This is a genomic window from Sphingobium sp., from assembly GCF_035511395.1.
Taxonomy (GTDB): Bacteria; Pseudomonadota; Alphaproteobacteria; order Sphingomonadales; family Sphingomonadaceae; genus Sphingobium.
This window is the reverse complement of the sequence record NZ_DATKFP010000188.1, coordinates 1-16,635: the sequence shown is the minus strand read 5'-3', so window position 1 is coordinate 16,635 and position 16,635 is coordinate 1. Positions and strand designations below refer to the sequence as shown.

The 16,635-nt window shown below is 64.4% G+C and carries 17 protein-coding genes; 11 read left to right on the top strand and 6 right to left on the bottom strand.

Translation table 11 applies throughout. The features are described from left to right. Positions 1-693 precede the first annotated feature (693 nt). The 3 genes from VMR39_RS12835 to VMR39_RS12825 all read right to left on the bottom strand — a co-directional run bounded on the left by VMR39_RS12835 (position 694) and on the right by VMR39_RS12825 (position 2,013). Positions 694-1,191, bottom strand: a complete 498-nt coding sequence (locus VMR39_RS12835; protein ID WP_325416387.1) for a hypothetical protein — start codon at positions 1,189-1,191, stop codon at positions 694-696. A 6-nt stretch (positions 1,192-1,197) separates the two neighbouring features. Then, on the bottom strand, positions 1,198-1,413 hold the full coding sequence (locus VMR39_RS12830; RefSeq protein WP_325416386.1) for a hypothetical protein: 216 nt from the start codon (positions 1,411-1,413) through the stop codon (positions 1,198-1,200). A 162-nt stretch (positions 1,414-1,575) separates the two neighbouring features. Continuing rightward, positions 1,576-2,013 carry a host attachment family protein gene (locus tag VMR39_RS12825; RefSeq protein WP_325416385.1) on the bottom strand — a complete coding sequence of 146 codons (438 nt, stop codon included), beginning with the start codon at positions 2,011-2,013 and terminating at the stop codon, positions 1,576-1,578. Between the two features lie 93 nt (positions 2,014-2,106). Here VMR39_RS12825 and serS point away from each other — a divergent pair, with 93 nt between their 5' ends. From serS to rimO, 5 genes are all read left to right on the top strand, one after another. Continuing rightward, positions 2,107-3,384 (top strand): serine--tRNA ligase, encoded by a 1,278-nt coding sequence (gene serS, locus VMR39_RS12820; protein WP_325416384.1) that lies wholly within the window; start codon positions 2,107-2,109, stop codon positions 3,382-3,384. A 140-nt stretch (positions 3,385-3,524) separates the two neighbouring features. After that, entirely contained in the window at positions 3,525-4,577 is a 1,053-nt protein-coding gene (locus VMR39_RS12815) for a M23 family metallopeptidase (RefSeq protein WP_325416383.1), read from the top strand. Then, positions 4,574-5,632, top strand: coding sequence for a potassium channel family protein (locus VMR39_RS12810; RefSeq protein ID WP_325416382.1), 1,059 nt, complete (start codon positions 4,574-4,576; stop codon positions 5,630-5,632). The genes VMR39_RS12815 and VMR39_RS12810 overlap by 4 nt, the downstream gene beginning before the upstream one ends. A 161-nt stretch (positions 5,633-5,793) precedes the next feature. Further along, a complete protein-coding gene (locus VMR39_RS12805; protein WP_325416381.1) occupies positions 5,794-8,637 on the top strand; it encodes a TonB-dependent receptor domain-containing protein in 2,844 nt (947 codons plus the stop codon). 106 nt (positions 8,638-8,743) lie between these two features. Then, positions 8,744-10,126 carry a 30S ribosomal protein S12 methylthiotransferase RimO gene (gene rimO, locus VMR39_RS12800; protein ID WP_325416388.1) on the top strand — a complete coding sequence of 461 codons (1,383 nt, stop codon included), beginning with the start codon at positions 8,744-8,746 and terminating at the stop codon, positions 10,124-10,126. Between the two features lie 96 nt (positions 10,127-10,222). On the opposite strand, the gene VMR39_RS12795 is transcribed toward rimO, so the two are convergent. Beyond that, positions 10,223-11,047, bottom strand: coding sequence for a DUF4163 domain-containing protein (locus VMR39_RS12795; protein ID WP_325416380.1), 825 nt, complete (start codon positions 11,045-11,047; stop codon positions 10,223-10,225). A 16-nt stretch (positions 11,048-11,063) separates the two neighbouring features. Further along, positions 11,064-11,264, bottom strand: coding sequence for a hypothetical protein (locus VMR39_RS12790; RefSeq protein ID WP_179045042.1), 201 nt, complete (start codon positions 11,262-11,264; stop codon positions 11,064-11,066). A gap of 141 nt (positions 11,265-11,405) precedes the next feature. Between VMR39_RS12790 and VMR39_RS12785 the strand changes: the two genes are divergently transcribed. The 4 genes from VMR39_RS12785 (at position 11,406) to argC (ending at position 15,079) form a co-directional block, all read left to right on the top strand. Next, positions 11,406-12,800, top strand: coding sequence for a leucyl aminopeptidase family protein (locus VMR39_RS12785; protein WP_325416379.1), 1,395 nt, complete (start codon positions 11,406-11,408; stop codon positions 12,798-12,800). Between the two features lie 62 nt (positions 12,801-12,862). Beyond that, positions 12,863-13,270, top strand: coding sequence for a MarR family winged helix-turn-helix transcriptional regulator (locus VMR39_RS12780; RefSeq protein ID WP_325416378.1), 408 nt, complete (start codon positions 12,863-12,865; stop codon positions 13,268-13,270). Beyond that, the gene (locus VMR39_RS12775) at positions 13,230-14,138 is read left to right on the top strand and encodes an NlpC/P60 family protein (RefSeq protein WP_325416377.1); all 909 of its coding nucleotides are present in this window, start codon (positions 13,230-13,232) and stop codon (positions 14,136-14,138) included. Before VMR39_RS12780 ends, VMR39_RS12775 begins: the two co-directional genes overlap by 41 nt. Then, positions 14,135-15,079, top strand: coding sequence for an N-acetyl-gamma-glutamyl-phosphate reductase (gene argC / locus VMR39_RS12770; RefSeq protein ID WP_325416375.1), 945 nt, complete (start codon positions 14,135-14,137; stop codon positions 15,077-15,079). Before VMR39_RS12775 ends, argC begins: the two co-directional genes overlap by 4 nt. Here the strand turns inward: argC and VMR39_RS12765 are convergent, their stop codons facing one another. Further along, positions 15,080-15,289 carry a hypothetical protein gene (locus tag VMR39_RS12765; protein WP_325416374.1) on the bottom strand — a complete coding sequence of 70 codons (210 nt, stop codon included), beginning with the start codon at positions 15,287-15,289 and terminating at the stop codon, positions 15,080-15,082. A 226-nt stretch (positions 15,290-15,515) separates the two neighbouring features. Here VMR39_RS12765 and VMR39_RS12760 point away from each other — a divergent pair, with 226 nt between their 5' ends. Together VMR39_RS12760 and VMR39_RS12755 are read left to right on the top strand one after the other, a co-directional pair. Next, positions 15,516-15,689 carry a hypothetical protein gene (locus VMR39_RS12760; RefSeq protein WP_325416373.1) on the top strand — a complete coding sequence of 58 codons (174 nt, stop codon included), beginning with the start codon at positions 15,516-15,518 and terminating at the stop codon, positions 15,687-15,689. A gap of 60 nt (positions 15,690-15,749) precedes the next feature. Beyond that, positions 15,750-16,635 (top strand): PQQ-dependent sugar dehydrogenase (locus VMR39_RS12755; RefSeq protein ID WP_325416372.1); only part of this gene is annotated, 886 nt, incomplete at its 3' end.

Genomic DNA, 16,635 nt, shown 5'->3' with positions numbered 1-16,635 from the left:
ATATTCCAGCTGAAGCGGATTCATGAACTCTTCGTCTGGTGACGGGCGATAGTCAGCGGGAAGCGTTATCGTCGATTTGGGCGGCTTTACGCCGTCTTTATCGGAATTCAGGACCGATGCCATCTGGCTCTCCGACTCGTTGGCCCCGGCGCTAAGATGTTCCGGGGCGCCCATGACTTTTCATTGAGCGCGCCTCATAGCCATGGCGACGAACCGACACAAGCGGGCATTCAAGGGCTTGCTCCATCAAATGGATGATTCCGCCCGACGATTCCGGCGTCCTCCGAAGAAGCCCTGGAAACGCGAGACGACCGACACGATGGCGCCCGCACCTTTACGGTAGGGCGCGCAGCCGTTCCATCTTGGGACGTTAACCATATCACTTGAGGGAAAAGCAGGATTCTCCTCGACTTCGGACCCCGATTCAGAGTTAACGCGCTTGCGGTTAACCATTTATTTTGTGTTGATACGCATAGGACGTCCCATTCGTCCGTCGCCAATATCAGATTGGTGCAGGACGCGGGGCAACAAGAACAGAGTGGATCCTATGTCGGTACGGATGGCCTTGGCTAAATTGTGCGCCTGCACTTGCGGGGGAGCGATCATCGGCGGAGGCGCCGTGCATGTCGCTGAAAGCGCGCGGCCGGCAGTGGTCCACAGTTCCAAGAGCGTGAAGGCCGCGCCCAAGAAGCGCTACGCCGTCCGCACCGTGAAGCGCAAGGTCGTCAAGACCGTGACGGCCTGCGCACCGCAGACCGTGACCGTGACCAGCCAGGCGGCCCCTGTCCCCCTGCCCGCACCCATGGCGATGCCGGCGGCGGAAATGCCGATGATGTCGGGCGGTGGCGGCGCCGTGCCGGTCGTGATGGGCGGTGGCGGAGGCTTTGGCGGCGGCGGGTTCTTTGGCGGCTTTTTCGGCGGCGGTGGCGGCAGCGGCGGCGGTTCGGTCGTGATCTCCTCGACCAGCAGCTCGACCGGCGGCGTCAGCAGTTCTACCAGTTCGACCACGGGCGGCGTGTCGACATCTACGGGGGGCGTGTCCACCTCTTCGGGCAATGTCTCGACGTCGAGCGGCAATGTCTCCACCTCGTCGGGCGTCAGCAGCAGCTCGTCCTCGTCCAGCTCAAGCTCGTCTTCGTCCTCCTCGTCCAGTTCGTCATCGAGCAGCTCCAGCGGCGGCAAGCCGGACAAGCCCGATCATTCCAGCTCGACAGGCGGCAGCACCGGTTCTTCGAGCAGCAGCTCGTCATCCTCCTCGTCGGGCAGCTCTTCTTCGGGCGGTTCGTCGAGCTTCGGCAGCACCGGCAGCTCGTCTTCCTCGTCGAGCAGCAGTTCTTCGTCCAGCTCGTCTTCGAGCAGTTCCAGCGGCGGATCGACCAGCACCGGCGGCACCGATGTCCCGGCTCCGCCCATGGTCCTGCTGTTCGGCGCGGCCGCCGTGGCGCTGGTCGCCCGTCGACGCTTCGCCGAGCGAAAGGCGAAAGCGGCCGCCTGACCGGATTTTACGGTTCCCTCTCAGCGGGGGCACAAGGGGGGCGGTTCCGGGGGGAGCCGCCCTTTCCCGTTCGGCCGGCATCAGACCGCAGCGATCAGCTTCTCTATTTCCCGCACCGGATGATTGGTAAGATCCTTGGCGATCTCGGCCACCAGCCGATCCTGCACTTCCTTGTGCAGATGCTTGCGCATTTCGCCGAGCGCAGCGGGCGGCGCGACGATGACCAGCTTCTCATAATCCTGCGCGAAGGCTCGGCGCTTGAGCAGGTCGGCCGCTTCGGCCGCGAAGCGCTGCTCCTCCAGTTCGTGGAAATCATTCTCGCCCATCGTTCCCGACGACGTCCCGGTCGAAGACGCCTTGCCCGCCTTGTCCGACGCCTGCTCCAGATGGGAAGGATTTTCCTGTAACCGGACCTCTTCCGCTTCCAGCTGAGGTGAGGCGCGGTCGCCCTTGTTGCGGAAGAAAAGCAGCTTGCGCCCGTCCGCCACCAGCACCATCGCGTCATGATCAATCTTCATCGCCGTCTCCTTTGTATTTTCGATGATGACAGACCAACGGACGGAAGCGCGCAGGGTTGCGCGGCCCGTCGCACAGCGGCATAGGGCTGGCCCATGCACGACATCCGCTCCATCCGCGAAAACCCCGCCGCATTCGACGCCGCCCTCGCCCGGCGTGGCCTGTCGCCCCTCTCCGCCGAGATATTGGCGATCGACGAGAGGAGCCGCGCCATCAAGACCGAGTTGCAGCAGGGCCAGGCCCGCCGCAACGAGGCGAGCAAGCTGATCGGCCAGGCCATGGCGGCCAAGGATATGGAGAAGGCCGAGGCCCTGAAGGCCGAAGTCGCTGCGCTCAAGGACCGGATGCCCGCGCTGGAGCAGGATGACCGCGACACCGGCGACGCGCTGACCGCGATGCTGTCCGCTATCCCCAACCTGCCGGCCGACGACGTGCCGCAGGGCACGGACGAGGCGGACAATGTGGAACTGACCCGCTGGGGTACGCCCCGCACTTTCGACTTTGCACCGCAGGACCATGCCGATTTCGGCCCGGCGCTAGGACTGGATTTCGAAGGCGGCGCGCGACTGTCGGGCGCACGCTTCACCGCCCTGCGCGGGCAGATGGCGCGTCTGCACCGCGCGCTCGCCCAATATATGCTGGACACCCAGACCGCGACCAACGGCTATGAGGAAACCGCCGTCCCGCTGCTGGTGAAGGACGACGCGCTGTTCGGCACCGGTCAGTTGCCCAAGTTCGCCGAGGATCTGTTCAAGACCACAGACGGCCGCTGGCTGATCCCCACCGCCGAAGTCTCGCTCACCAATCTGGTCGCCGACCAGATCGTGCCGGCCGACAGCCTGCCGCTGCGCCTGACTGCGCTGACCCCCTGCTTCCGTTCCGAAGCAGGCTCCGCCGGTCGCGACACGCGCGGCTTCATCCGCCAGCATCAGTTCGAGAAGGTCGAGCTGGTCGCCATCTGCGCGCCCGAGGAGTCCGAGGCCGAGCATGAACGCATGGTCGCGGCGGCCGAAGGCATTCTCCAGGCGCTGGACCTGCCCTATCGCAAGGTGCTGCTCTGCACCGGCGACATGGGCTTTGGCGCGCGCAAGACCTATGACCTAGAAGTCTGGCTGCCCAGCCAGGACACCTATCGCGAGATCAGCTCCGTCTCCAACTGCGGCGACTTCCAGGCGCGGCGCATGAATGCCCGCTACAAACCCGAAGGGTCGAAGCAGACGGTGTTCCTGCACACGCTGAACGGCTCCGGCCTTGCCGTAGGGCGGACGCTGGTCGCCGTGCTTGAAAATTACCAGCAGGCCGATGGCAGCGTCATCATTCCGGACGCACTGCTGCCCTATATGGGCGGTATCACGAAGCTGGAGCCGAAGTAACGGGCGATTGGAGGGAAGCGGATCGCTTCCGCCCCCCCATCTGAGCCGTGAGATTGCATAACCTCTTCCGTTTGCGTAAGACGGCCACGCGCAAAGTTAAAAGGCTGGCAAGTCCAGAACGATAGGGTAAACGGGAAGCGATGCAGCGCCTGCCCCTGACCTTCGCCATCCCGATCGTTTCGCTGGCGCTGGCCGCCTGCATCCCCGCTGAAGCGGAACGCCCCCGTGCGCCAGCCAGCCCCACGCCGCCACCGCAGATGGGCGCCGACGCATCGACCGTGAAGCTGGCCGAGCCGGAACCCGTCTGGACCGCGCAGCAGGTGGTCGCCAATGCCCGGACCGTCAGCGCGTCCACTTATGTCGTCCAGCCCGGCGAGACGCTGCGCGGCGTCGGCAACCGCACCGGCGCGGGATCGGAAGCGATCGCCCGCGCCAACGGCATCGCCGCGCCCTATATGCTGCGCGCCGGCCAGCGCCTGTCGATCCCCGGCGGCCGCTATCATCTGGTGGCGGAAGGCGAGACGGGCATAGCCATCGCGGCCGCCTATGGCGTGCCCTGGCGACAGATCGTCGACGTGAACGGACTGGAGGAACCTTATGTGCTGCGGCGCGGCCAGCGACTGCTGCTGCCCGGCGGCACGCCCGCCAGTCCACCCAGCATCGAGCAGCGCGCCGCCGCCTTCCGCATCGACATCGACGATGTGCTGACCGGCGGCCAGCCCGCCGCAAAGGATAATGCGCCGGTCGCCGCTGCATCCCCGCGCCCCAGCCCCCTGCCCGCCAACAAGCCGATCGCCCAGCCCTCCGCCTTCAGCGGCAGCTTCGCATGGCCGGTGAAGGGCACCATCCTCTCGCGCTTCGGTCCCGGCGAAAGCGGCGCGAAGAATAACGGCATCGACATCGCCGCCCCCAATGGCACGCCGATCCGCGCGGCGGCCGACGGCGTGGTCGCCTATGCCGGCGACAAGATCGCGGTGTTCGGCGGCCTCGTCCTCATCAACCATGGCAGCAGCTGGGTCAGCGCCTATGGCCATGCCAGCCGGATCGACGTGGTGCGCGGGCAGAAGGTGACGAAGGGCCAGGTCATCGGCCTGACCGGCGACACCGGCTATGCGAGCCGGCCCAAGCTGCATTTCGAACTACGCAAGGATCGCGTGCCCGTGAACCCGATCGGCCAGTTGCCCCCGCCATGAGGATCGACCGGATCGCCCCTTCCTCGCCCACGGCCGGCTTCCTGCGGCGGCGATCGTCGCTACCGATGTGGGCGGACCTCTGCTGGCGGGTGGCGCTGGTTTTCGGGCTGATCGCCATCGTGCTGCTGCTGCACTGGTTCGGGCGCGACGGCCTGAAAGACAATTATGACAACCAGATCAGCTTCATCGACGTCCTCTACTTCACGACGGTGACGGTCACGACGGTCGGCTATGGCGACATCGTGCCGGTCACGCCCGAAGCGCGGCTGTTCGAATCCATTTTCGTGACGCCGATCCGCCTGTTCGTCTGGCTGATCTTCCTCGGCACCGCCTATAATCTCTTTTTCCGCAACATCATCTACAGGTGGCGCATGGCACGCATCCAGGCCGATCTGCACAATCACATCATCGTCACCGGCTTTGGCACCAGCGGGCAGGAAGCGGTGAACGAATTGCTCGCCCGCGGCGCCGACCCGCGCGAGATCGTCGTCATCGACGGCAGCGAAAAGGCGCTGGCGCTGGCCGAAGCGCAGGGCTGCAACATCCTGTGCGGCGATTCCACCCGCGACAAGACGCTGAAGGACGTGGCCATCCATCGTGCGCGCAGCATGATCGTGTCGGCCGGCCGCGACGACACGTCGATCCTCATCACGCTGACCGCCCGCCACCTCGCCCCGCGCCTGCCGATCAGCATCGTCGTGCGGAACGAGGATAATGAACTGCCCGCGCGGCAGGCGGGCGCGACCACGGTCATCAACCCGGTCAGCTTCGCTGGCCTGCTGCTGGCGGGAAGCACCGACGGCAAGCATATCGCCGACTATATGGCGGACCTCGCCGGATCGGGCGGCCGGGTGAACATCAACGAACGTTTCGTCCTGCCGGAAGAAATTGGTGGCCCGTTGTCCGCGATCCAGACGGGCATCGGCCTTCGCATCTATCGCGGGGATCGGCCGATCGGCTTCTGGGAAAAGGATGCGAAGCGGCTCCAGACCGGCGACCTGATCATCGAAGTAGTGGAAGAAAGACCTCGCCCGGCGCCCTCCGGCGACGAATAGTTGCGCAACATGGACGAACCGAAACACATTGTTGCTGACTGGCAACATATGGAAAAATTCGCGCTACACTGCCCGATCGCCCGATTGCCATAGTGTAGTAAAACGCAAACACTCCGCCCCAGGCCCGTGTCAGACGGGCGAAATCAAAGGGGTATTGTATCATGCGCTTTAGAAGTGCCTTGCAATGTGGCGTCGTGCTGTCGGTCGTCGCCTGGACCATTCCCGCCTTTGCCCAATCCGAACCGCAAGCCGATGACGGCGCGGCCATCATCGTCACCGGCTCCCGCATCCGCCAGAATCCGCTCGATCAGGACAAGCCGATCGTCACGGTCGACCAGCAGGCGATCGCCCGCACCGGCCTGACCTCCATCGCAGACGTCTTGCAACGCATTCCAAGTGCAGCCGGCGGCCTCAATACGAAGACCAACAACGCTGGCAATATCGGGGGCCCGCCCGACGGCACCGGCGTCAGTTCCGGCTCGGCCGAAGTCGACCTGCGCTATTTGGGCGCCAAGCGTACGCTGATCCTGGTCGACGGCATGCGCTATGTGAACGGTTCGGCGGCAGGCGGCATCCCCGCCTCGGTTGACCTCAACACCATCCCGCAAAGCATGATCGAGCGCGTCGAGGTGCTGCAATCGGGCGCCTCCCCGCTCTACGGCTCGGACGCGGTCGCGGGCGTGGTCAACATCATCACCAAGCAATCGCAGAAGGGTCTCGATTTCTCCGCCCAGTTCGGCACTTATGAACAGGGCGACGGCGAAACCTACGACATCAACGCCAGCTACGGCATCCAGTCAGATCGCGTCTCGATCGTCTTCGGCGGCAATTATGTAAAGCAGCAGGCGATCAGCACGGCCGACCGTTCCATCTCGCAATGGCCCACCCCCGGCGCCACCAGCTGCGATGGCAGTTGCTCCAGCGCCATCCCCAATGGCCGGTACGACGTGCTGGGCCAAAGCCTGACCCTCGATTCCCCCATTATCGGCCGCGCGCCGGTGCTCAGCGACTATCGAAACTGGGCCGGCAACAGCGTCGACGGCTTCAACTTCGCGCCCTATAATTATTTGCTGACGCCATCGGAACGCTATGGCGCCTTCCTGAACGCCAAGTTCGAATTTTCCGACACTGTCAGCCTGCGGACGCGACTTGTTTATCAGCATCGCGAATCCACCACCCTGGCCGCCTTCCTGCCGCTGTTCATCGGGCCGGACGCGGGTAACGGCAATCTGCTCGATACCATCTCGATCGATGCGACCAATCCCTACAACCCCTTCGGCGTAACATTGTCATCAGGCGCGAACGGCACGCCTGCCAATTACTCGACCGTGCGCCGCCGATTCGTGGAGGGCGGCCCCCGCACTTTCAGCCAGGATGTGGACACGCTGACCATGCAGTCCACGCTGGAAGGCTCCTTCGATGTCGGCGATCATAAATGGTATTGGGACGTCAACGGCATCTACGGCACCAACAATGCGCATCAGGTCTTCACCGGCAATCTCAACGCCGCGAAGCTGGCGCAGGCGCTGGGACCGGTCGCCAACTGTACCGGCGACTGCGTACCGTTCAATATTTTCGGCGGGGCCGGGTCGATAACCCAGGCGATGCTCGATTATGTGACCTTTGACGAGCGTGACCGCAGCGAACAGGAATTGTGGGACGTCACCGCCAACCTGTCGGGCGAGTTGTTCGACCTGCCCGGCGGACCTGTCGGCTTTGCCATCGGCTATGAACATCGCGACCAGTCGGCATCCTACACGCCCGACCCCATCATCACCGCTGGCCTCGGCGCGGACGTGCCGACCAGCCCGGCACGCGGCGGCTTCAATGTGGACGAATTCTACGGCGAACTGCGCATCCCGATCCTGTCCGACACGCCCTTCTTCCGGAAGCTGGAACTGAGCGGTGCGGCCCGCCATTCCAACTATAGCAGCTTCGGCAGCAACACGACCTACACCGTATCGGGCCTGTGGAAGCCGGTGAACGACCTGCTGCTGCGCGGCGGCTATGCCGAAAGCCTGCGCGCGCCCAGCATCGGCGAACTATATGCAGGCCGATCGCGCAGCGACGCCACACTTACCGATCCGTGCACCAGCGCCGCCGGCGGACTATTCACCACCAATGCCACGGTCCGGGTGAACTGCATCGCCAATGGCGTGCCGGATCCCGCCAACCTTCTTCCAGGCCAGACCATCTATGCCGAAGAGGTCAGCCAGATTGGCGTGTTTTCCCAGGGATCGACCACTTTAAGGCCGGAAACGGCCAAGACTGTCACGGCAGGCGCCGTATACAGTCCAGCTTGGGCGCGGGACCGCTTCGCCAGCGCCTTCAGCATTGAACTGAATTATTACAATATTCGATTGAAGAACGCGATTGCCTCCGTGCCCGCACTCTTCACGCTGCAACGCTGCTATCTCAACAGCGATCCCCTGAGTTGCGCATCGATCACGAGGACGGGCAATGGCTCGGTCGCGGGCATAAGCGGCGTTCTGCAGAATCTCAGCGCGATCAACACAGACGGCCTGGACGGTACATTGATTTACCGCTCCAGACCGATCGGCAACGGAACGATCGGCCTGTCCGTCAACGCTGCCTATCTCATCAAATATGACATCGTGCCGCCATCCGACCTTGCCGCGCCGACCCAGCATTGCGTCAAGACCGAACGCTGCGCCGGGGTGGATCAGGCCTATCCTCGCTTCAAGGCCAATGCGACGCTGGACTATGCCGCCGATGCATGGGGCATTTCCTTCACTGGTCGTTATATCAGCAAGATACGGGAACTGGACGATGTCCATTCGATGGGTTCGACCTTCTACGGCGACATGCAGGCCTATTTCTCGCCCGCCTGGCTCGACCATCGCACCCGGCTGACGATCGGCGTCAACAATATCTTCGACAAGGATCCGCCGGCCTGCTTCACCTGCGACAGCGCCAACTTCGACCCGACCACCTACGACGTGCCGGGCCAGTTCGGTTACATTCGCCTGTCCTACAAGATGTGACGGATCAACGACTTGGATGAAGGAAGGGCGCGCCCGCAAGGGCGCGCCCTTCGTCATTTTCGCGGCCGATCTTCTCTGGGCCGTGACATTTGGCGCAAAAATCCCTATGTGCGCGCCGATCATGGCAACCAAAATTCCCGAAGCGCCGAAAGTCGGCATGGTGTCGCTCGGCTGTCCCAAGAACCTGGTGGACAGCGAACGCATCCTCACCAAGCTGCGCTCAGACGGCTATCAGATGTCCGCCGACTATGCCGGCGCCGATGTCGTGCTGGTCAACACCTGCGGCTTCCTCGATTCCGCCAAGGAAGAGTCGCTGGAAGCGATCGGCGAGGCGATGGCTGAAAACGGCCGCGTCATCGTCACCGGCTGCATGGGCGATGAGGCGGATGTGATCCGCGCGAAATTCCCGCAGGTTCTGGCCGTCACCGGCGCGCACCAATATGAGCAGGTGGTCAATGCGGTGCATGACGCGTCGCCACCGATCCCCAACGCCTTCGTCGACCTCGTGCCCGAAGGCGGGCTGAAGCTGACGCCGCGCCATTACAGCTATCTGAAGATCAGCGAAGGCTGCAACCACCGCTGCTCCTTCTGCATCATCCCCTCGATCCGTGGCGACCTCGTCAGCCGCCGCGTCGACGCCGTACTGCGCGAGGCGGAGAAGCTGGTCCATGCCGGGACCAAGGAACTGCTGGTCATCAGCCAGGACACCTCGGCCTATGGCGTCGACACGCGCCACGAGACGCGCCAGTGGAAGGGCCGGGACGTGCGCGCGCACATGACCGACCTCGCCCGCGAACTGGGTCAGTTGCGCACCGCCGAAGGACGCGCGCCCTGGGTCCGGTTGCACTATGTCTATCCCTATCCCCATGTCGATCATGTCATCCCGCTGATGGCTGAGGGGCTGCTGACGCCCTATCTCGACATTCCCTTCCAGCATGCCGCCCCGTCGGTGCTGAAGGCCATGAAGCGCCCCGCCAATGAAGCGAAGGTGCTGGACCGCATCCGCAATTGGCGCGACATCTGCCCGGACATCGCGATCCGCTCCAGCTTCGTCGTCGGCTTCCCCGGCGAGACCGAGGCGGATTTCCAGTATCTGCTCGACTGGCTGGAGGAGGCGCAGCTCGACCGCGTCGGCGCCTTCCGCTTCGAGCCGGTCGAAGGCGCTGCCGCCAACGATCTGCCCGGCGCCGTGCCCGAAGAGGTCAAGGAAGAACGTTATCAGCGGATCATGGAAAAGACCGCCGCGATCAGCGCCGCAAAGTTGCAGGCGAAAGTCGGCCGCGTCCTGCCCGTCATCCTCGACGAAGTGGGCGAGCCGGACGAGGAAGATGGCAGTATCGGCGCCACCGCGCGCAGCCAGGCCGACGCACCGGAAATCGACGGCAACGTCTTCCTGCGCGACGTGGGCGAAGGGCGGAAGGCCGGCGACATGTTCGACGTGCTGATCGAAGATGCCGACGAGCATGACCTGTACGGGGTGCCGGTCTGAACCATGCTCCACCTCCGTTCGCTTCGAGCGCCGTCGAGAAGCGGGTAGCCCAGCGCTTCTCTTTTCTCGACACGCACGAAACGAACGGAAATAATATTATGGCTTCACAAACCCGTCCTGATATTCGGTCTTGATCGCCTTCCGCATGGCAGCATCGACCGGCAGCGGCACTTCATAGCTGCCCTCTGCATAGGGGCCGGCGGCATAGGGGCCGATCACCACGGTGATGCTGTCGACCAGCTTTCCGTCCTTCGATGTCGGCACCAGTACCTGCTCCATCGGATCGATGCACTTGGTGAAGCCATCGTCTCCGCGCATCACCGGGCCGCCGCGCTTTTCTGCGCGCGCCTTGTCCAGTCCTGCGCAGAAGCGATCCCGGATCGCGGCGGCAAAGGCGGCGGGCGTGGTCATCACCGCCTTGAAGCTGGTTTCCCGCTTGCGCGCCTTGTCCCATAGCAACCCGTCATAGCCGGTCATGCCATGCGCGCCGCCGGTGTAGACATAGGTCTGCGACTGGAGCGACAGAAAACGCGGCGTGTCCGCCGCGACGCTCCAACTCGTTTCCAGACTATGCGCGTGGAAGGGGAAGCCCGACTTTTTCATCGACGCGCTATCTTCCTGCGCCATTTTCGTGGCGTCGGCCCTGGACGATGCCGCTTCCTTGCCGAATTTCTCTACCAGGAAAGGGATTGCCGCAGCTTGCGCGGGATAGCCGTAGGAAAATTCGAGAAACTCGGTCTTCGCCTTTTCTTCGAAAGGCCTGGCCGGCGGGGCGGGCGCGGGCATACCCGTCATCCGATCGGCAAAACGGGACGCCGCCGCGTTGACCGAAGCGTTGCCTGTCGGTTCCTCCTTGTCCTGCGACGGCGAACAGGCGGCGAGTACCAGCATCGTCGCCGTCAGGACCAGTCCTGCCTTCATCAACGATATGCCCGCATCAATGCGCCTGCGCCGCGCGGCAGCGTTCGCCGATCGCCTTGCGCGCATAATCACTGTCCAGCGCGCGGCCCGCATTGGACCAGCCTTCGGAAATCAGCGCCTGTTGCACCGAATGAAGATTATCGTAGCGGCCACTTTCCGCCAGCGCATAGGCCCGAGCCCGCGCAGCCTGAAGGCTGCGGTCATCACCATGAATCATGATCCTGCTCCTTTCTCTGTTCTTCCGGGAAATCTAGGCCTGTCGGGCCCGCAGCGCAAAGGAAGAAAGGGCAGGTCGTGCCCAGGGAACGATGAAATTTTTGCCTTTCCATGGCCAATCGCTTTCCCTTACATCCACGTAATGACCGACTTTTCCGACCTGCTCAAAGCGGACAACCAGCAGCCCGCCCGTTCGATCCATCTGCTTGAAACCAAGGGCTTTGATGCCTGGCTCTCGACCCAGCCCGACAAGATCCGCGCACTCGTTGCGGCGCAGCGTTTCAAGGGCAAGGCTGGCGAACATGCGATCCTGCCGGGCGACGGTGACGACTGGTCGGTGGTCGCCGGCGTCGCGAGCAGGGACACACTCAGCCCCTGGTGCCTCGCGCGGCTGGCTGAAATCTTGCCCGAAGGCACCTATCGGCTGGCCGAAGGCACGCCGGGCGCAGCCTCGCTGGGCTGGCTGGCTGCGCAATATCGCTTCGACCGCTATCGCAAGGACGACGCGCCTGCCGGGCCGCGCATATTGCTGACCGGCGGCGTCGCGCAGATCGACCCGACCGTCCAGCAGGCGAAGGCGGTGGCGCTGGTGCGCGACCTCGTCAACACCCCCGCGGCGGACATGGGGCCGCCCGATCTGGAAGCTGCTGTGGAGGCAGTTGCCAAGCCCTTCGGTGCGACCGTCAACGTGACGCGCGGCGATGCGCTGGAGCAAGGCTATCCGATGATCCATGCAGTCGGCAAGGCGGCGGGCAAGAACTTCGCCCCCCGGCTGATCGAACTGACATGGGGCGATCCCACCCATCCGCGCATCGCGCTGGTCGGCAAGGGCATCTGCTTCGACAGCGGTGGCCTCGACATCAAGCCTTCATCGGGGATGCGCCTGATGAAGAAGGATATGGGCGGCGCGGCCCATGCGCTGGGCCTGGCCCAGCTTGTCATGGCCGCGCGCCTGCCGGTGCGACTGCACCTGCTGATCGCGGCGGCGGAAAATGCGATTTCCGGCAACGCCTTCCGTCCCGGCGACATATTGCGCACGCGCAAGGGGCTGACGGTCGAGATCGGCAATACCGACGCCGAAGGGCGACTTGTGCTGGGCGACGCGCTGACCCGCGCTGGCGAGGACAAGCCGCAACTCATCATCGATTTCGCCACCCTGACCGGCGCGGCGCGCGTCGCTGTCGGCCCGGACCTCCCTGCCCTGTTCTCCAATGACGACGGGGTGGCGGCAGACATGGCCGCGATCGGCGCGCAGGTCGACGACCCGACATGGCGCCTGCCGCTCTGGGACGGCTATGCCGACATGCTGAAGTCCGACATTGCGGATATCAACAATGCGGGCGAAGGCGGCTTTGCCGGCGCAGTGACGGCCGCCCTGTTCCTGAAACGCTTCGTGCCCGACGGCACGCCCTGGCTGCATCTCGACACCTTCGCCTGGCGCCCGTCGAGCAAGCCCGGCCGTCCCAAGGGTGGGGAGGCACTGGGGATGCGCGCCGTTTTCCGGCTGCTGCAACAGCGCTACGGCAAGGAGAGTTAAGCCCCTGCGACAAAGCGCCAATCCGTTACGCAACCGGATTGGCCATCGCGCGTTAAGCCGACATGAACGCGCAGATCGCTACAGAATCGCTTGCTGAAACCGACCGTCCGGGTGTGCAACCGCTGCGTCAGTGGATGCGCACGCTTGTCGACTATGTCCGCTCCGGCAAGCCCGACCTCACCAACCGCCAGATGGCGTTGATGATGACCGTCTATATCAGCAGCGGGCCGCACACGGTGCGCGGCTTGGCGGAGGCGCTGCACGTCTCCAAGCCGGTCATCACCCGCGCGCTGAACAAGCTTTCGGCCCTCGGCTATCTCCGCCGAGAGCGCGATGTGGCGGATCGTCGCAATATTTTCATCACCCGGACCCCAAAAGGGGCGGAATTCCTTGACGCCTTTCACCATTTCATCGCAGGAACCGCGCGCGATGAACGGAACCAACACACCCCGGCGGAACGCACCGCCTGAAAGAACCCGGTTCAAGCTGGACGGCCGCTCGGTCGCGCTTGACCGTCGTGTCCACGCCGCGCGCGGCGACCTTGCCGACCTGGCCCTCGCCGGTACGCTCTTTTCCGCTCATTATGCCCGTGCCGTTCCGCTGACGTGCGTCGCCCCCGGCGCGTCGATCCTGTCGGCGGCAGCACCCACGTCCGAAGCCGTCAGCGAATTGCTGCGCGGCGAAACCTTCCACGCGCTCGACGTGACGACCGACTGGGCCTGGGGTTTTTGCGGCCATGACGGCTATGTCGGCTATGTCCGCCGCGACGCGCTCGACGTGGAGGAAAAGCCGACTCACCGCATCATCGCCGGCACCGCGCCCCTGTTCAGCGCCGCCGAAATCAAGTCGCCCATCGCCGACTATTGGCCGCGGGGCGCCCGCTTCTCCGGCGACGTGCAGGGCGATTTCATCGCCTGCGCCGAAGGCTTCATCCACGTCCGCCACGCCGCTTCGGCGGCCGAGGCTGAACAGGATTGGGTCTCCGTCGCCGAACAGTATCTCGGCCAGCCCTATGTCTGGGGCGGGCGCGGTCATCGCGGCATCGACTGTTCGGGCCTGGTGCAGGTGGCACTGGGCGCGGCCGGCATCGCGGTCCCGCGCGACACCGACCTGCAATGCGAAGGGATCGGCGCGCCGATCGACAGCGAGGCATCGCTGCGACGCGGCGACATCATCGTCTTCCCCGGTCATGTCGGCATCATGACCGACGGCAGGACGCTGCTCCACGCCAATGCCCATTGGATGGCGGTGGTGCAGGAACCGCTTGCGGACGTGGTCGCGCGCCTTGCCGACGCACATGTCCAACCCATCATCGCGCGGCGGAGGATCGGCGCATGAGCACGAATATTTTCATCGACGGCGGTCATGGCACCACCGGCATCGAAATCGGCGACCGGCTGGCCGGGCGCCCCGAACTGTCGCTGATCACCGTGCCGGAGGAAAAGCGCCGCGACGCGAACGCGCGCCGCGATGCGCTGAACGCCGCCGACATCGTCATTCTCTGCCTGCCAGACGATGCCGCGCGCGAAGCCGTGTCGCTGATCGACAATGATCGCACCCGCGTGATCGACGCGTCGACTGCGCACCGTGTCGCGGACGGCTGGACCTATGGCTTCCCCGAACTGGAACCGGGGCATCGCGAACGGCTGGCGAACAGCCGCTTTGTTGCCAATCCGGGCTGCTGGCCGACCGGCTTTCTGGCGCTGTTGCGTCCGCTGGTACTGGCCGGGTTGCTGCCCGCCGACTGGCCGGTGACGGTGTCGGGCGCGTCGGGCTATTCAGGCGGCGGCAAGGCGATGATCGCCGACTATGAAGGCGAAGCCGGCGCGCCGAGCGCCTTCCGTCCCTATGGCCTCAGCCTTGCGCATAAGCATGTGCCGGAAATGACCCGCTATTCGGGCCTCGCCCATCCGCCGATCTTCGCACCGGCGGTGGCGAACGCCTATCGCGGCATGATCGTCGAAGTGCCGCTGCAACTGCGCGCCATGCCGGGCACGCCCTCGGTCGCCGACATCCACGCCGCGCTGGCCGCCGCTTATGCCGGATCGCCGATCGTCAGCGTCGCGACGCGGGAGGACAGCGCCGCCATGACCGGAGTCGCGCTGGAGCATGTCGGCGCGACCGACCGCCTCGCCCTGTTCGTCTTCGGCAACGACCAGAGCGGCCAGGCACGCCTTGTCGCGGCGCTCGACAATCTGGGCAAGGGCGCAGCCGGCGCGGCCGTCCAGAATCTCAACATCCTGGCCGGCCTTCCGGAAACCGCGGGCCTGCGCCTCTAATTAATGGATCGTCCCCAGCGGCTGGTCGTAAGCAAGCAGTACGATCAGCCTCTCAATCTGTCGCCAATGGCAGAAATGGACATGATTGCCCTGATCCAAGCTGCGATCCGCACGCGCGGCTGCTTCATAGCCGGCATGATCGCCGAACAGGCTGATCAGCTCGGCGGCATCATCATAGCTCTTGCGGTCCGCAAGATATGGCATCTGCATAACAACCCCCGACTTATGTTTTGGCGACCTGTTGTAATGGCGCAGGCCCTTCAATCGCCATGCCAGTTTCAGCCTTTGGCTTAGCGGGCCGCTGACCAAGGTGAACAGCTGGTTAGGCAAGTCCCCAAATGAGACAAGGCGTTCTGAAATGGGACATGACGTCCCGAAATGGATCATATCCCGAAGCCGCTGGCCTTGCGACCCTCGCCATGGCAAGGACTAGCGCATGAGCAAGGCCAAGCACAATCCCACCGGCGCGGGCGCCATCATCGCGCTGCTGATCCTGGCCGGTGCGATCGGCGGCGGCATGATGGGCCAGCCGAGTATCGGCCTGCTCGCCGGCCTGACGCTCGGCATCCTGATCGCCCTCCTCCTCTATCTGCGCGACCGCCGCAAATAAGCTCCCGCGCGAGCGCCATCCGCCTTGCCCGTCGCTGCGCGCCCGCATAGATGTGGGCGCATGAACAAGCATGTCATCGTCCTGCCGCTCGTCGCCCTGGCCCTCGCCGGCGGCGCCTTTCTCTATCTCGCGCAGGGCGATACGGCCCGGCTTCCGGTCGGCGCCGACACCGGCCGCGAGCCGATCTTCACCGGCCCGCGGAGCGAGATGCTGCCGACCATCAACATCGCGGAAGTGAAGCCGTGGAAGGGCGACGCAAAGCCCGTCGCCGCCAAGGGGCTGGAAGTCGCGCGCTTCGCCGACGGCCTCGCCCACCCCCGCTCGATGCTGCGCCTGCCCAATGGCGACATCCTTGTCGCCGAAACCAACAGCCCGCCGCGCCCCAAGGACGGCATCGTCCAGCGCGTGATGAACTATATGATGAACAAGGCGGGTGCGGGCGTCCCCTCCGCCAACCGCATCACCTTGCTGCGCGACGTTGATGGCGACGGCAAGGCGGAAACCAAGACGGCATTCCTGACCGGCCTCAACTCGCCCTATGGCATGGCTCTGATCGACGGCACGCTCTATGTCGCCAATACCGATGCGCTGATGGCCTTCCCCTACAAGGATGGCGACACGAAGATCACGGACAAGGGCCGCAAGATCATCGACCTGCCTGCTCAGGCGCCCAACCAGCACTGGACCAAGAGCCTCGTCGCCGCGCCCAACGGACTGCTCTATGTCGGCGTCGGCTCCAACAGCAATATCGGCGACAATGGACTGGAAGCCGAAAAGAACCGCGCGCTGGTGTTCGAGGTGAACCCCAAGACCGGCTACAAGCGCATCTTCGCATCGGGCCTGCGCAATCCGGTTGGCCTCGCCATCGAACCGAAGAGCGGCGCACTCTGGGGCGTGGTCAACGAACGCGACATGCTGGGCGGCGACCTTGTCCCCGACTATCTCG

Coding starts and splice junctions, on each gene's coding strand:
- VMR39_RS12780 (WP_325416378.1), top strand. CDS start 12,863: ATGAACGCGCAGATCGCTACAGAATCGCTTGCTGAAACCGACCGTCCG.
- VMR39_RS12765 (WP_325416374.1), bottom strand. CDS start 15,289: ATGCAGATGCCATATCTTGCGGACCGCAAGAGCTATGATGATGCCGCC.
- VMR39_RS12825 (WP_325416385.1), bottom strand. CDS start 2,013: ATGAAGATTGATCATGACGCGATGGTGCTGGTGGCGGACGGGCGCAAG.
- rimO (WP_325416388.1), top strand. CDS start 8,744: ATGTGCGCGCCGATCATGGCAACCAAAATTCCCGAAGCGCCGAAAGTC.
- VMR39_RS12810 (WP_325416382.1), top strand. CDS start 4,574: ATGAGGATCGACCGGATCGCCCCTTCCTCGCCCACGGCCGGCTTCCTG.
- VMR39_RS12785 (WP_325416379.1), top strand. CDS start 11,406: ATGACCGACTTTTCCGACCTGCTCAAAGCGGACAACCAGCAGCCCGCC.
- VMR39_RS12805 (WP_325416381.1), top strand. CDS start 5,794: ATGCGCTTTAGAAGTGCCTTGCAATGTGGCGTCGTGCTGTCGGTCGTC.
- serS (WP_325416384.1), top strand. CDS start 2,107: ATGCACGACATCCGCTCCATCCGCGAAAACCCCGCCGCATTCGACGCC.
- argC (WP_325416375.1), top strand. CDS start 14,135: ATGAGCACGAATATTTTCATCGACGGCGGTCATGGCACCACCGGCATC.
- VMR39_RS12795 (WP_325416380.1), bottom strand. CDS start 11,047: ATGAAGGCAGGACTGGTCCTGACGGCGACGATGCTGGTACTCGCCGCC.
- VMR39_RS12790 (WP_179045042.1), bottom strand. CDS start 11,264: ATGATTCATGGTGATGACCGCAGCCTTCAGGCTGCGCGGGCTCGGGCC.
- VMR39_RS12830 (WP_325416386.1), bottom strand. CDS start 1,413: ATGGGCGGAGCCGGGACATCGGTGCCGCCGGTGCTGGTCGATCCGCCG.
- VMR39_RS12815 (WP_325416383.1), top strand. CDS start 3,525: ATGCAGCGCCTGCCCCTGACCTTCGCCATCCCGATCGTTTCGCTGGCG.
- VMR39_RS12775 (WP_325416377.1), top strand. CDS start 13,230: ATGAACGGAACCAACACACCCCGGCGGAACGCACCGCCTGAAAGAACC.
- VMR39_RS12760 (WP_325416373.1), top strand. CDS start 15,516: ATGAGCAAGGCCAAGCACAATCCCACCGGCGCGGGCGCCATCATCGCG.